This window comes from Streptomyces sp. NPDC088097, from assembly GCF_044741845.1.
Classification (GTDB): Bacteria; Actinomycetota; Actinomycetes; order Streptomycetales; family Streptomycetaceae; genus Streptomyces.
In genome coordinates, this window is record NZ_JBIUTJ010000017.1 from 41,894 (window position 1) to 56,711 (window position 14,818).

General features: G+C 74.3%; 12 protein-coding genes. 4 read left to right on the top strand and 8 right to left on the bottom strand.

Annotated elements, in window-relative coordinates; translation table 11 throughout:
* Positions 1–135: 135 nt before the first annotated feature.
* Positions 136–1,578 carry a GuaB1 family IMP dehydrogenase-related protein gene (locus ACIOD1_RS30825; RefSeq protein ID WP_365629532.1) on the top strand — a complete coding sequence of 481 codons (1,443 nt, stop codon included), beginning with the start codon at positions 136–138 and terminating at the stop codon, positions 1,576–1,578.
* A 316-nt stretch (positions 1,579–1,894) separates the two neighbouring features.
* A complete protein-coding gene (locus ACIOD1_RS30830) occupies positions 1,895–2,443 on the top strand; it encodes a sigma-70 family RNA polymerase sigma factor (RefSeq protein ID WP_365629535.1) in 549 nt (182 codons plus the stop codon).
* Here ACIOD1_RS30830 and ACIOD1_RS30835 read toward each other — a convergent pair.
* From ACIOD1_RS30835 to ACIOD1_RS30865, 7 genes are all read right to left on the bottom strand, one after another.
* Positions 2,422–5,187 carry an ATP-binding protein gene (locus tag ACIOD1_RS30835; RefSeq protein WP_401906032.1) on the bottom strand — a complete coding sequence of 922 codons (2,766 nt, stop codon included), beginning with the start codon at positions 5,185–5,187 and terminating at the stop codon, positions 2,422–2,424. The two genes, ACIOD1_RS30830 and ACIOD1_RS30835, sit on opposite strands and share 22 nt — an antisense overlap.
* A 62-nt stretch (positions 5,188–5,249) precedes the next feature.
* Positions 5,250–6,515, bottom strand: a complete 1,266-nt coding sequence (locus tag ACIOD1_RS30840; RefSeq protein WP_365629541.1) for a histidine kinase — start codon at positions 6,513–6,515, stop codon at positions 5,250–5,252.
* Complete coding sequence (locus tag ACIOD1_RS30845; protein ID WP_365629544.1) at positions 6,512–8,248, bottom strand: cation acetate symporter; 1,737 nt, start codon at positions 8,246–8,248, stop codon at positions 6,512–6,514. The genes ACIOD1_RS30840 and ACIOD1_RS30845 overlap by 4 nt, the downstream gene beginning before the upstream one ends.
* A 154-nt stretch (positions 8,249–8,402) precedes the next feature.
* Positions 8,403–8,678: a hypothetical protein gene (locus ACIOD1_RS30850; RefSeq protein WP_365629547.1), complete on the bottom strand. Its 276-nt coding sequence runs from the start codon at positions 8,676–8,678 to the stop codon at positions 8,403–8,405.
* Between the two features lie 208 nt (positions 8,679–8,886).
* Positions 8,887–9,738 carry a LytR/AlgR family response regulator transcription factor gene (locus tag ACIOD1_RS30855; protein WP_401906036.1) on the bottom strand — a complete coding sequence of 284 codons (852 nt, stop codon included), beginning with the start codon at positions 9,736–9,738 and terminating at the stop codon, positions 8,887–8,889.
* A gap of 122 nt (positions 9,739–9,860) precedes the next feature.
* Complete coding sequence (locus ACIOD1_RS30860; protein ID WP_365627887.1) at positions 9,861–10,796, bottom strand: SCO0930 family lipoprotein; 936 nt, start codon at positions 10,794–10,796, stop codon at positions 9,861–9,863.
* Between the two features lie 117 nt (positions 10,797–10,913).
* On the bottom strand, positions 10,914–11,861 hold the full coding sequence (locus ACIOD1_RS30865; protein WP_365627902.1) for a GDSL-type esterase/lipase family protein: 948 nt from the start codon (positions 11,859–11,861) through the stop codon (positions 10,914–10,916).
* A 552-nt stretch (positions 11,862–12,413) separates the two neighbouring features.
* Between ACIOD1_RS30865 and ACIOD1_RS30870 the strand changes: the two genes are divergently transcribed.
* Both ACIOD1_RS30870 and ACIOD1_RS30875 read left to right on the top strand, forming a co-directional pair.
* Complete coding sequence (locus ACIOD1_RS30870; protein ID WP_365627883.1) at positions 12,414–13,868, top strand: amino acid transporter; 1,455 nt, start codon at positions 12,414–12,416, stop codon at positions 13,866–13,868.
* Between the two features lie 10 nt (positions 13,869–13,878).
* Positions 13,879–14,334 (top strand): Lrp/AsnC family transcriptional regulator, encoded by a 456-nt coding sequence (locus ACIOD1_RS30875; protein WP_073920257.1) that lies wholly within the window; start codon positions 13,879–13,881, stop codon positions 14,332–14,334.
* Positions 14,335–14,398: 64 nt separating this feature from the next.
* On the opposite strand, the gene ACIOD1_RS30880 is transcribed toward ACIOD1_RS30875, so the two are convergent.
* Positions 14,399–14,710 carry a WhiB family transcriptional regulator gene (locus tag ACIOD1_RS30880; RefSeq protein ID WP_365627878.1) on the bottom strand — a complete coding sequence of 104 codons (312 nt, stop codon included), beginning with the start codon at positions 14,708–14,710 and terminating at the stop codon, positions 14,399–14,401.
* Positions 14,711–14,818: the final 108 nt, after the last annotated feature.

Sequence of the window (14,818 nt, forward strand, 5' to 3'; positions counted from 1 at the left end):
CCGGCCCGGCGCGTCCTGGACGATCGACCCGGGCGGCGTGAACCCCCGGGCATGGGAGAATGAAGTACGTGCGTTTCCTCGGCTGTCCTGTCGAGGCCGTAGCAGGATCCTTCGATCGACTGGGATGTTCAGCACGTGCGTTTCCTCAATGACCTGAAGCCTCCGTACGACCTCACGTACGACGATGTGTTCATGGTGCCGAGCCGCTCCGCGGTCGGTTCCCGCCAGAGCGTGGACCTGTCCTCGCCCGACGGCACCGGCACCACCATTCCGCTGGTCGTGGCCAACATGACCGCGATCGCGGGCCGCCGGATGGCCGAGACCGTCGCGCGCCGCGGCGGCATCGTCGTCATCCCGCAGGACATCCCGATCGAGATCGTCACCGACGTCATCTCCTGGGTGAAGACCCGCCACCACGTGCTCGACACCCCGATCACGCTGGCGCCCACCCAGACCGTCGCCGACGCCCTCTCCCTGCTGCCCAAGCGCGCCCACGGCGCCGGTGTCGTCGTCGACGCCGAGGGCCGCCCGCTCGGCGTGGTCACCGACCACGACCTGACCGGTGTGGACCGCTTCACCCAGCTCTCCGAGGTCATGTCGAAGGAGCTGCTGCTCATCGACGCCGACATGGACCCCCGGGACGCCTTCAACCAGCTCGACGCGGGCCACCGCAAGCTGGCCCCGGCCGTCGACAAGGACGGTCGACTGGTCGGCATCCTGACTCGCAAGGGCGCCCTGCGCGCCACCCTCTACACCCCTGCCACCGACGCCAACGGCAAGCTGCGCATCGCCGCCGCCGTCGGCATCAACGGCGACTTCGTCGCCAAGGCGAAGCAGCTCCTCGACGCGGGTGTGGACACGATCGTCATCGACACGGCCCACGGCCACCAGGAGTCGATGATCAACGCGATCAAGGCCGTCCGAGCCCTGGACCCGCAGGTCCCGATCGTGGCCGGCAACATCGTCGCCGCCGAGGGCGTCAAGGACCTCATCGACGCCGGCGCCGACATCATCAAGGTCGGTGTGGGCCCCGGCGCCATGTGCACCACCCGCATGATGACCGGCGTGGGCCGCCCGCAGTTCTCCGCGGTCCTGGAGTGCGCGGCCGAGGCCAAGAAGCACGGCAAGCACGTCTGGGCCGACGGCGGCGTCCGTCACCCCCGCGACGTGGCGATGGCGCTGGCCGCCGGCGCCTCCAACGTCATGATCGGCTCCTGGTTCGCCGGTACGTACGAGTCCCCGGGCGACCTCCAGCAGTCCGCCGACGGGCGCTTCTACAAGGAGTCCTTCGGCATGGCCTCGGCGCGCGCCGTGCGCAACCGGACCTCCGAGGAGTCCGCCTACGACCGTGCCCGCAAGGCGCTGTTCGAGGAGGGCATCTCCACCTCGCGGATGTTCCTCGACCCGACCCGTCCGGGCGTCGAGGACCTGATCGACTCGATCATCGCGGGCGTCCGCTCCTCCTGCACCTACGCCGGTGCCGGCTCCCTCGCGGAGTTCGAGGAGAAGGCCGTCGTCGGCATCCAGTCCGCCGCCGGCTACGCCGAGGGCAAGCCGCTGCACGCCAGCTGGAGCTAGTACCGACAGGCCGCCCCGACCGGCCGCCCCGGCGGCCGTCGCGGGTCTCCGCTCACGTGGCCCCGTTCCCCCGCCCTCCAGGGCGCGGGAACGGGGCCACGGTCGTGTCCGGGCGCCGGCGGAGACCGGCCGAGCGGGGCGGGGGCCGGTGCGCGGCGGGCCCGGTGCGCGGAGGGGGCGGACGCGGGGGCCGGCGACCGTTGGACCGTTCGACCGCACCGTTCGACCGGTGGGCGCCGGACGCGGGCGGATACGTCAGGCGGCGGATAACTCCGGGCGCGCCTTCGGTCACGCTCGGGTCATCCGACCGGAAGGGGTGACCCCGGTGACCATCACCCTCGCGCGCCGCACCACCGACGAGCAGGCCCTCGCCCGGCTCCACCGCGAACACGGCAAGGCGCTCCTCGGCTTCCTCCTCGTCCTGACCCACGGGGACCGCCACCGCGCCGAGGACCTCGTGCAGGAAACCCTCTTCCGGGCCTGGAAGAACCCCGAGGCCCTGGAGAACCGCGACCACACCTCCCTGCGGCCCTGGCTCTACACCGTCGCCCGGCGCCTGGCCATCGACGCCCGCCGGGCCCGCCTGGCGCGGCCCGCCGAGGTCGGACCCGACGCCCTGGAGCAGGGGCCCGCCGTCGAGGACCGCACCGAGCTGGCCGTGACCGGCCTCGACCTCCACCGGGCGCTGCGCGCGCTGCGCCCCGACCACCGGGCCGTCCTCGTCCAGCTCTACTTCCGCGGGGCCTCCGTCCGCGAGGCCTCCGACGCCCTCGGCATCCCCTGCGGGACCGTCAAGTCCCGGTCCCACTACGCGCTCAGAGCCCTGCGCGAGCTGCTCCCGGGCTACGGCCACATGCCCGCCTGAGCCGCCTGCGCGGCCACCGCCGCCCGGGAGCGAACCTGTAACTTCGCCAGGATGTGCGAGACGTGCGTCTGGACCGTCCGGGGAGACAGGAACAGGGCGTTGGCGATCTCCGGATTGGAGCGGCCCTGCGCCACCAGCAGGGCCACCTTGGTCTCGGCCGGGGTCAGCGCCTCCCAGCCGTTCGCGACCCGCCGCCGCGCGGAGCGGCTGCCCCGCCGCACGCCGAGGCTCCGCAGCCGGGCGTCCGCCCGGGCCACGTCCCACCGGGCGCCCAGCTCCTCGTACCCGGCCACCGCCCGCGCCAGGGCCTCCCGCGCGCCCGAGAGGTCCCCCCGCCAGGCCCGCGCCACCGCCAGGTCCTCCAGCGTCTGCCCCAGCGGCAGCGGCCGGCCGGCCCGCTCCGCCCGGAGCACCGCCCGCGCCAGCAACTCCGGGTCCTGGGCGAACAGCCCCCGGCAGCGCAGCAGCGCCAGCTCCGGCCCCGGATACTCGCGCAGGTCGGCCGCCGCCCGCGCGCAGGCCGTCACCGCCGCCCGGGCCGTCGCCGACTCCCCGCACTCCAGGGCCAGGCGCACCAACTCCGACAGCGCCCACGGCCGGTCGTACACCGTCGCCGCCTCCGCGCCCTGCGCCAGCGCGGGCAGCAGCTCCTCCACCGCGTCCCGGGGTCGGCCGTCCCGCTCCGCCAACAGGGCGCGGGCCAACTGCACGTGCGCCCCGTAGCGACGGGCCGCCGCCGAGGCGAACGCGTCCGGCGCCAGTTCCGCCAGTTCCGCCGCCGCCGCCTCGCGGTCGTCGCGGTGGCCCAGCACCAGCGCCCGCGTGCCCCGCACCACCACCGGGAGCCAGCCGTCCGACACCCGCAGCCCGTCCGCCCGCGACACGCCCTCCAGGGCCGCGTCCCAGTCCCCGAGCCGGTAGTGGAACTCCGCCGACAGCGCCTCCGTCACCACCAACCGCCCCGTCGAACGCGTCCGCACCGCCAGCTCCCGCGCCTCGGCCAGCGCCGCCGCCACCCGGTCCGGCTCGTCGAACCGCAGATGGCCCTCCGCCTGGTTCGCGAGGAGCAACAGCCGCATGTCGTCCGCCTCCGTGCCCCGGCGGGCGTACGCGATGCCCTCCGCGACGTGGTGCAGGGACTCCCGGCCCCGGTTCAGGTGGAACAGGGTGAAGGCCATCGCGTGCCGCGCCTCCGCCCCGCACAGCGGATCGCCCAGCCGGGTCGCCTCGGCCACCACCGGCTCCGCCAGCGCGTACGCCTCCCGCGCCCGCCCCAGGTCGGCCAGGGCCAGCACCCGACAGGCCTCCAGCCGCAGCCGCAGGACCGGGGAGGCGAAGGACTCCGCCAAGGCCGTCTCCGTGACGGCCAGGCAGCGTTCCATGTCGCCCCGGATCATCAACGCCGACACCAGCTTGAACGCCAACGCCGCCCGCCGGACCGGATCGGCCGCCCGCCCCCACAACGCGTCCAACAGCGCCACCGCCTCACGGCGGCGCAGCAACAGCGCCGCGTCCGCGAGGGCCTCCTCCAGCGCGTCCCGCCGGCCCGGATCCACCCCGGCCCCGCCCGCCAGGGCCCGCTCCAACAGCTCCGCCGCCGCCTGAGGGGCCACCGGAAGCAGCCGGGGCGCCGCCCGCGCCAGCCAGCGCACCGCCCAGTCGTCCACCGCCCCGCCCGCCAAGAGCTGCTCGGCGGTGCGTGCCGGGTCCAGGCGGGCCCGCGCGAAGGCCCGGGCGGCGTCCTGGTGGAGGGCGGCCCGCACCCCGGCGGGAGTGTCCAGATACAGCGCCTCGCGCAACGCCGGATGCCGGAAGCGCAAGCCCTCGCCGGTGTCCTCCAAGAGCCCGCCCCGCACCGGCTCCTCCAGCTCCGCGAGCAGCTCCCGCACCGCCCGCCCCCGTACGACGGCCAGCTCGCGCGGCGTGAACAGCGGGCCCAGCAGCGCCGCGTGCCGCAGGCACGCCAGGGCCGCCCGGGACAGCTGGTCCACACCCCGGAGCGCGGAGGCGGGCGGCGGGGGCAGGTCCGCGGCCCCGGACACCGTCTCGGCCGTCCCGGCGGTGATCCGCACCGCCCCCGACCACTGCCCGACCAGGTCCCGCAGCAGCCGCGGATTGCCACCGGCCCGCCCGGCCGCCTCCCGCAACCGGGGCCCCGGGGGCGCCCCGAGCAGCTCCCGCAGCTGCTCGGCCGACTCCGCCGCCGTCATCGGCGCCAGCCGCAACACCGTCACCCCCGGCTCCGCGCACAGCGGTTCCAGCTCCGGCCGGCGGGGCAGCGGCCGCAGGGCCGCCGCCAACAGCAGCGGCAGCCGGCCCGAGACCACCGACCGGCCCAGACGCCGCCACACGAGCAGGGTGGCCGGATCCGCCCATTGCAGGTCGTCCAGGACCAGGAGCAGCGGCCCGCCCGCGCAGGCCTCCTCGACCCCCGCCACGAGCAGGTCCATCGCGGCCAGCAGCGCCCCGCCGGGCCGGTCGGCGGCCTCGGCCTCCCGCAGCAGGGAGATCACGGCCGCCCGGCCAGGGCCCGCCCGTGGCAGGCCGTCCGGGTACACGCAGTCCAGCGCCGCCCGCAGCGGCAACCCCGCCCCCAGGGCCTCCGCGGCCCCGTACCGGGAGGGCAGCCCCAGGGCGTCCGCCTCGGCCAGGGCCTCCCGTACGAGACGGGTCCGGCCGGAGCCCGCCTCCCCCTCGACGATCAGCCGGCCGCCCCGACCCCCGTCCGCCGATGCCCGGCGCACCCACTCCCGCGCTCCGTCACGCAGTACATCCCGCCCGCCCCGCACCCAGGCCGTCCCTCCGGTCAAGCCGCGCCACCGGAAGGATGCCACGGGCCGCCCCTCCCCAGGCCCGTTCCGGGCCCCGAAGTGTGCACGCCCGCACGGTATTTGGGGATCCGTACGGTGATCTTCATCCCCGCGCCGACCCCCGTTTCGATGACGAGGCCGTGGTCGTCCCCGTACACCTGCCGCAGCCGGTCGTCCACGTTCGGCAGCCCGATGCCGGAGGAGGACCCCTGCCGTTCCCCGGCCAGGATCCGCCGCAACAGCGCCGGATCCATCCCCACGCCGTTGTCCTCGATGGTCAACACCGCCTCCGCCCCCGCGTCCCGGGCGGCGATGGTGATCCGGCACTCCGAGGTGGAGTCCTCCAGCCCGTGCTTGACGGCGTTCTCCACCAGCGGCTGTAGGCACAGGAACGGCAGCGCCACCGGCAGCACCTCCGGCGCCACCTGGAGGGTCACCTTCAGCCGGTCCCCGAACCGGGCCCCCGCCAGGGCCAGGTACTGCTCGATGGAACGCAACTCGTCCGCCAGGGTGGTGAAGTCGCCGTGCCGGCCGAAGGAGTACCGGGTGAAGTCCGCGAATTCCAAGAGCAGTTCCCGCGCCCGCTCCGGATCCGTCCGGACGAACGAGGCGATCGCCGCGAGCGAGTTGAAGATGAAGTGCGGGGAGATCTGCGCCCGCAGCGCCTTGATCTCCGCCTCCATCAGCCGGGTCCGGGCCCGGTCCAGCTCCGACAGCTCCAGCTGTACGGACACCCAGCGCGCCACCTCCGTGGCGGCCCGCACCAACACCGCCGACTCCCGCGACCCGTAAGCCACCAGCGCCCCCAGCACCCCGTCCTCACCGGTCAGCGGCGCGAACACCGCCCACTTCAGCGGGCAGCCGGGCCGCTGGCAGTCCGTGCGCACGCTCTGGCTGCGCCCCGACTCCAGCATCACCGCGACCCGGGCCATCGCCCTGCGCTGGTGGTGGTCGGCGCCGGGCCCGTCCCAGGCCAGCACCGCCCGCCGGTCGGTCAGACACAGGGCCTCGGTGCCCAGCAGCGAGCGCAGCCGCCGGGCCGCCTTGCGGGCGGCGTCCTCGGTGAGCCCGGCGCGCAGTGGGGGAGCGGCCAGCGAGGCGGTGTGCAGGGTGTGGAAGGTGGCCCGCTCCACGGGGCTGCCCAGCGCCGGCCCGGCGGCCCGCTCCGCCCGCCCGGCGTGCCACCGCCCGCCCACCCAGCCCAGCGCCGGCAACAGCACCGCGCCGGCCGACGCCAGCACCGCGAGCGCCGTCCCGGTCACCGCGCGCTCCCCGTCGGCCGGTCCCCGGCCACGTCCTCCGGCAGGTGCAGCCGGGCCAGCGCCGCCGCCGTCCCGGCCGGTATCCGGGACCGCGTCGCGAGGGACACCAGCACCATCGTCAGGAACCCCAGCGGCACCGACCACACCGCCGGCCAGGCCAGCAGGGCGTGCGCCCAGCCCGTCGGGGCCAGCCCGGAGCGGGTGGCGACCACCGCGCCCAACGCGGCCCCGCCCCCGGTCAGCAGCCCGGCGACAGCCCCCGGCGGGGTCAGTCCGCGCCACCAGATGCCGAGGACGAGCAGCGGGCAGAAGGAGGAGGCCGACACCGCGAAGGCCAGCCCGACCGCGTCCGCCACCGGCACCTCGGTCGCGGTGAACCCGACGGCCAGGGGCACCGCCATGGCCACCACCACCGCGAGCCGGAAGCTCCCCACCCCCCGCCGGGGCAGCACGTCCTGGTGGAGGACCCCGGCCACCGCCATGGTCAGCCCGGAGGCCGTCGAGAGGAACGCCGCGAAGGCGCCCCCGGCGAGCAGGGCCCCCAGCAGCTCCCCGAGCGTGCCTCCCAGCATCCGTTCGGGCAGCACCAGCACCGCCGCGTCGGCGTCGCCGGTGAGCGCCAGCTCGGGCGCGTAGATCCGGCCCAGGGCCCCGTACACCTGCGGGAGCAGGTAGAAGACCCCGAGCAGGCCGAGCACGACCAGGGTGGTGCGGCGGGCGGCCCGCCCGTTGGGGCTGGTGTAGAAGCGCACGGCGACGTGCGGCAGGCCCATCGTGCCGAGGAAGGTGGCCAGGATCAGCCCGTAGGTGGCGTAGAGGCGGTGCTCGGGGCCGTCCCCGGCGAGCGGCTTCGACCAGCCGGGCGCGTCCGGGGCCGCTCCCGTGCGGGCGTTGGCGGGGACCACCGTTCCGGGGCCGAACTCCAGGCGGGTGTCGGCCGCCACGACGTGCTGCCCGGCGGCCAGTTCCAGTGCGGCCGCCCGGTGGTCCCGCCCGTCGACGCGGCCGGTGACCGTCACCGTCAGCGGCGCGTCCAGGGAGAGTCGCACGTCCTCGCCGAGGGTGACGGCGGTGCGGTCGCGGAAGACGGCCGGGGCGTCGAAGGAGGCCCGGGGCGCGCCGTCCCCGGCCCAGGCGGCGATCAGGAAGAAGGCGGGCACCAGCAGGGCGGTGAGCTTGAGCCAGTACTGGAAGGCCTGGACGAAGGTGATGCTGCGCATCCCGCCGGCGGCGACGGCGGCCGTCACCACACAGGCGACGACGACCCCGCCGACCCAGTGCGGGGCCCCGGTCAGCACCTCCAGGGTGAGCCCGGCCCCCTGCAACTGCGGCAGCAGGTACAGCCAGCCGACCCCGAGGACGAAGGCCACCGCGATCCGCCGCACCGCGAGCGACTGGAGCCGGCCCTCGGCGAAGTCGGGCAGCGTGTACGCGCCCGAGCGCCGCAGCGGGGCCGCGACGAGCACCAGCAGCACGAGGTACCCGGCGGTGTACCCGACGGGGTACCAGAGCATCTCCGGCCCCTGGAGCAGTACCAGCCCCGCGACCCCCAGGAAGGAGGCGGCCGAGAGGTACTCCCCGCTGATGGCCGCTGCGTTGAGGCGCGGGCCGACGGTGCGGGAGGCGACATAGAAGTCGGAGGTGGTCCGCGATATCCGCAGTCCGAGGGCGCCGACCAGCACCGTGACCAGGACGACGACCGAGACCGCGGTCAGCGCGTAGGTCTGGTTCACCGGGGCGTCCTCGGGCCGGGGCAGCGGGGACTGCGGAGTCTACGCAGGCCCGGGGCGCGGGCAACAGGCGTGATCCGGCCCGTGGCCGAGCCGGGTTCCGCGCACGCTCGGGAGGAGGATCGACGGGTTGCGGCCGGATCGGGTCCGGCGGGGCTCAGAGCGCCGGGTGGCGGTGTTCCGCGCAGTCGCGCAGGGCGATCTCCAGCTCCACGTACGACTCCTCCGCGCGCCGGAAGGCCAGCGTGAGGGCCGCCTCCGCGCGGGGCGGCAACTGCTGTCGGGTGCCCTCGCGGGCCTCGTAGAGCACCTCGGCCCAGTGGGCCGCCGCACTGCGCAGCCGGGCGAGCAGGACCTCGGCCTCGACGGGGCCGGAGGCCCGGGTCCGGGGCAGTCCGGTCAGCGCGTCCAGCAGCGCCTGGATCTCGGACATGTCGCTCCTCCCGGGCCGGAAGATCCACGATACGCGCCGCCCCGCCCGGGCACGGGCGGCCGGGGGCGCTCCTGCGTTCGACGGGCCCGGCGGATCGCCGTACGTCCGTCCCGGCGCGACGAACGGCGATCCGGTACGCCGGACGGTCGCCCGGACGGACCGCTCGCGGGGACCCGCGGGGGCGGGGCGGGGACGGGCCGGGGCCGCGTCAGCCGGTGGCGTGCCGCATCAGGAGGTCCCGCAGTTCCCTCGCGTGCCGGCGGCTCACCTGGAGCTCCGCCGCTCCCACCCGCACGCTCGTGGTCCCGGCGTCCAGGCGCAGTTCGTCGATCCGGCCCAGCGCCACCAGGTGGCGCCGGTGGATCCGGACGAACCCGCGCGCCGCCCAGCGCTCCTCCAGGGTCGACAGCGGGATCCGCACGAGGTGGCTGCCTTCGTCGGTGTGCAGCCGGGCGTAGTCCCCCTGGGCCTCGACGTACGCGATGTCGGCGATGGCCACGAAGCGCGTCACGCCGCCCAGTTCGACGGCGATCTGGTCCGGGGTGCGGTCGGGGAGCGCCGACGCCGTCTCGGGTCCGGCCGGGGTGAGCGGGTCCGGGGTCCGGCGCGGTCCGGGGCCGGGGGGAGCCGGCGGGTCCGGGAGGTGGGGCGCCGGGACGGAGTCCGAACGCCCGAGTGCCTCCCGGGCCCGCCGTACGGCCTCGGCGAGCCGCTCGGGGCGCACCGGCTTGAGGACGTAGTCCACCGCCTTGAGGTCGAAGGCCTGTACGGCGAAGCCCTCGTGCGCGGTGACGAACACGATCAGAGGGGGCCTGGCGAACCCGGCCAGCAACCGGGCGATGTCCAGCCCGGTCAGTCCGGCCATCTGGATGTCGAGGAACACCACGTCGATGGCGTCGCACCCCTCCGGTCCGCTCTCCAGGGCCCGGGTGATGCGCCGCAGTGCCTCGGTGGCGTCGCCGGCGCCCTCCGCGCTGCTGATCCGGGGGTCCGAGCGCAGCAGGTAGAGGAGTTCCTCCAGCAGGGGCTTCTCGTCGTCGACGGCCAGTACGCGCAGCATGGGGCGAGTCTATGGAGCGGGCGGGCCGGTGGAAACGGGGGCGCGGCCCCGCCCGGGGGGGGGGGGGCGGGGGCCGCGCGTCAGGGGGACGTGGGGGAGGGGCGGAGCTTCTTCGACAGGGCCTACGAGGTGGTGATGAGCTTGCCGTCGGGGGTGACGGCGTACCAGGTGCCGCCGACGCCCTGCCCGTTGACGTCCCCGGCCTTCTTGTCGCCGGTGAAGGTGTAGACGGGCCAGCAGTTCACCGTCTGCTGCTTCTTGCCGTCGGGGCGGTCCAGGACCAGGTAGTTCTTCTCGATGATCCCCTTGCCCTCGGCCCGGTCCACCGGGGGCACGACCGGCCACTTCGCCACGCAGTCGCCCTCGCACTTGGAGACCATGGGCCAGGCGGTGTCGGGCTTGAAGCGGTAGACGGTCATGCCGTTGCCGTCGACGATGTGGTCGCCGAGCTTGGGGTCCTTGGCCACGGTCAGGGTGCCCGTGGCCCGGCCCGCGTCCTGCGGGGCGGCCGCGGCCTTGGCGGCCTTCTTGCCGTCGGGGGCGAGGGCGAACCAGGTGCCGCCGACGCCCTGGCCGTTCAGGTCGCCCGCCTTGGTGTCCTTGGAGAAGCGGTACGCGGGCCAACCGGCGACCGTCAGCTGCTTGCTGCCGTCCTTGCGGACCACCTCGCCCAGCAGGGCCGGGTCGGTGCCCGCCGCGGCGGTGGCGTCCCCGGCGGGGACCACCGGCCAGGTCTGGGCGCAGTCCCCGTCGCAGTTGGAGGTGGGCGGCTTGGCGGTGTCCTTGTCGAAGCGGTACAGGGTGAAGCCCGCGCCGTCGGTGAGGACGGAGCCGAGCTGTTCGGTGCCGGCGACGGCCAACTGCCCGGCCGCCTTGGCACCGGTCGCGGCCGCGTCGGCGGGCTTGTCGTTGCCGTAGGAGTCCGAGGCGGGCGCCTGGGCGGCGTTGCCCGCCGGGGCGACCGCGTCGGCCGCCTTGTCGTCCCCGCCGCAGGCCGTCGCCCCGAGGGCGACGACGATCGCGATCGCTGCCAGGGAAGTTCCGCGCCTGATACCCATGTTGTTCTCTCCCACGTGTGGTGTCCGCCGAGTCCGTCGCCGGAACCTCGGCAACTTGCGAAGGACACGCGGTCCGGGGAGCCCCCTGTTCAGTCGGACCTGTATGACGTGTTTCACTCACCCGCCGTCGAACCCGGCCCGCCGCACGGCCGTGGCCACAGCGAGGCCGAGGACCTGATGACCGGTGTCGTTGGGGTGCAGCCCGTCCGCGAGGTGTTCCGGTCCCAGCAGGTCACGGCCGGGCAGCAGGGCGAGGCGGCCGTCCCCGGCGGCGATCCGGTCGCGGACCGCCCGCTCCATGGCATCGCGCAGGGAGCCGAGGGTGGCGCCGAGCCGGTTGGGGGTGCGTTCGGCGTCGGGGCGCAGGAGGGGGGACAGCAGGAGCAGGGGGGTGCGCGGATGACCCTGGCGGATCAGGTCGAGGAACGCGCGGGTGGTCTCGTAGAGCAGGGGCGAGGAGTAGGGCACGCGCGACCAGCAGTTGGTGCCGAAGGCGAGGGTGAGGGCGTCGGCGGAGAGCGTGGCGAGCTGTTCGGCGGTGGCGAGTTCCCCGCGCGCGGCGCCCGCGTATCCGAGGTTGACCGGGTCCCAGCCCAGCGCCCGTCCGGCCACCGCGGGCCAGCCGTGGGCGGGTCGGGTCGACCACCAGCCCTCGGTGATCGAGTCCCCGTGCACCACCCAGCGGGGGGTGGCCGGGGCGGGGGTCAGGGGGCCGCCGATGCCGCGCAGGCCGAGGATGATCGGGGCCTGGGTCTCGGGCGGGTGGAGGGTGTAGGTGTCGCGCCGGCGGGGGAGGTCGAGGCGTACGACGGACTCCGCGGCGGGCTCGGTGAACACCTCGTCGAGCATGCCGTGCCGGTTCCACAGGGCGAAGCCGTGGGCGAGGTCGCGCAGGGCGTCGGTGGGGCCGGGCACGGTGGCGCGGTAGCGGATCTCGACCGCGTGGGCGGTGTCCGCGGTGAACTCCAACCGCACCCCGATGGGCAGGGTGGCCCGCTCGCCGGTGTCCCAGGGCAGCCGCATGGTGTCGGCCGGGTCGGCCCGCACGGGGCGCCCCTCGTCCATCCAGGCGACCCCGCGCAGGAACGGTCCGGGGTCCAGCCACCGCTCGTCAGGGTCCGCTGCTCTCACTGTGTGCCTCCGATGGTCGCTACGCCGTTGGCCGCTGCGGGATCTCTCGTCGGCTCCGCCCCGTTCACCCGTACCCCGGCCCGGTCACCTTGACCCCGCCGGGGCGGGGTCGCGAAGTGGCCCAGGTCACACGGGTGTCGCGCGCGATTCCCTCCGGTGCGGCACGCTGCGGCAGATCTGACGAGGTGTCAATGAAAGGGCCTCGAAGGGCCTCGGAGGGGGTCTGCGCAGTGATCGATCGTCCATGCGCAACAAAGGACCATCCAGGACAGATTCGCGCAACGATCGTCCGCCAATGTGCAAGGATGGTGCATTACGGGCGGTATCTATCAGCTCGTAGGCTCACTCGCTGTACGTGGAGTGGCGCGGACCGCCTGCTCGGCGGTCCCCCATGCCCAGGCAGGGCTCACCCCTGCCTGCTCACTGCTCCGGACCGCTGCGGTCGACGCCTGACAGTCCCCATCCGCAGTGTCAAAGGAGTCTTCCGTGCTCGACCAAGGCCAGGCGCCACCGCTCGCGTCCCCGCCCCGCAAGCCGGCCCACCCCCTGCTGCGCCGCAAGCCGGTCGAGAGGCTCGTGGCCGAGGGCGGCCAGGGCGAAGGCGGCTCGCTGCGCCGCTCGCTCACCATGTGGCAGCTGACGATGATCAGCATCGGCGCCACCCTGGGCACCGGCATCTTCGTCGTCCTCGGCGAAGCCGCCCCCAAGGCCGGCCCGGCCGTCACGATCTCCTTCGTCATGGCGGGCCTCACCGCCCTGTTCTCGGCCCTGTCCTACGCCGAGCTGGCCGGCTCCGTGCCCGTCTCCGGCTCGTCGTACTCGTACTCGTACGCCACCATGGGCGAATTCATCGCCTGGATCTGCGGCTGGTGCCTGATCCTGGAGTACGCCGTCTCCGTGGCGGCCGTGGCCGTCGGCTGGGGCCAGTACCTCAACGAGTTGCTCGACGGGACCATAGGCGTCACCCTCCCCGAGGTCATCTCCGCGCCCATGGGCGAGGGCGGGCTGATCAACCTCCCCTCCCTGGTCGTCGTCCTGCTCGCCATGGTCTTCCTGATGCGCGGCGCCAAGGAGAGCGCCCGGATCAACACGATCATGGTCGCGGTCAAGATCGTCACCCTGGTGCTCTTCATCGGCATCGGCGTCATGGGCATCAAGTCCGGCAACTACACCCCGCTCGCCCCCCTCGGCGTCACCGGCATCAGCGCCGCCGCCTCCACCCTCTTCTTCTCCTACATCGGCTTCGACGCCGCCTCCACCGCCGGTGAGGAAGCCAAGAACCCGAAGAAGGACCTGCCCCGCGCGATCATGCTGTCGCTGGGCATCGTCACCGTCCTCTACGTCCTCGTCGCCTTCGTCGCCGTCGGCGCGATGCCCTGGCAGGACTTCGAGGGCACCGAGGCCGCGCTCGCCCAGATCATGACCGACGTCACCGGCCACAGCTTCTGGGGCGTCGTCCTCGCCGCCGGCGCCGTCGTCGCCATCGCCTCCGTGGTCTTCGCCGTCCTCTACGGCCAGACCCGCATCCTGTTCGCCATGTCCCGCGACGGCCTCGTGCCCAAGGTCTTCGCCAAGGTCGACGAGAAGACCGGCGCCCCCCGTGCCAACGTGGTGATCGTCTCCCTCTTCTGCGGCGCGCTCGCGGCCTTCATCCCCCTGGGTGAGTTGGCCAACGCCACCAGCATCGGCACGCTCTTCGCCTTCGCCCTGGTCAACGTCGCCGTCGTCATCCTGCGCCGCACCAAGCCCGACCTGCCGCGCACCTTCAAGGTGGCGCTCTTCCCCGTCACGCCCATCCTCGGCTTCCTCGCCTGCGGCTACATGATGTACAGCCTGCCGGTCGCCACGTGGGTCGCGTTCGGTGGCTGGATGGCCGTCGGCCTCGTGGTCTACTTCCTGTACGGCATCCGCCGCTCCACACTGGCCACAGCAGAGAAGTGATCCACCCGCAGTGCGACTGAACGATCTCGACGAACGCATCGTGCACGCCCTCGCCGAGGACGCCCGCCGTTCCTACGCGGACATCGGCTCCGAAGTCGGACTCTCCGCCCCCGCCGTCAAACGACGCGTGGACCGGCTGCGCGCGGAAGGGGCCATCACCGGCTTCACCGTCCGCGTCGACCCCGCCGCGATGGGCTGGGAGACCGAGGGCTTCATCGAGATCTACTGTCGGCACAACACCTCGCCGGACGACATCCGGCGAGGTCTCGGGCGGTACCCCGAGGTGGTGTCCGCGTCGACCGTCACCGGCGACGCGGACGCCCTCGTCCAGATCTTCGCCTCCGACATGAGGCACTTCGAGCGGGTCCTGGAGCGCATCGCGGGCGAGCCCTTCGTCGAGCGCACCAAATCGGTCCTGGTCCTCTCCCCGCTCCTGCGCCGCTTCACCTCGGGCGCCCCGGCGTAGGGCGTCGTCCCGGCGTAGGGCGTCCTCCGGATCCTGCCGCGCGGCACGGTCCGGACACGGCGGTCTAGACCGAGACGGCTCGGGAAGTACGGGCGCGGCGGGACGGCGGGGCCGTCAGGGCTTTGCGCTCCTCCTCCGTCAGCCCGCCCCAGACCCCGAAGGGCTCGCGGGTGCTCAGCGCGTGCTCCAGGCAGGCCGTCCGGACCGGGCAGCCGGCGCATATCCGCTTGGCGGCCTCGTCCCGGTCCTCGCGCTCGTCGCCCCGCTCGCCGGCGGGGTGGAAGAAGCGGTTCGAGCCGAGACCCCGACAGGCCGCCCGCGTCTGCCACTGCCAGTGGTGGTCCGCGGCGCCGGGCAGATGGGAGACGTCGTTCATGGCAGGTCCTTCCGTGGGTTCCGTGGGTCCTCTCGCGTGTAACCACGCCACGCCCACCGAAACCCCGGACCGCCGTCGAACCCCGGCCCCACCCCGCCGACGGAGCCC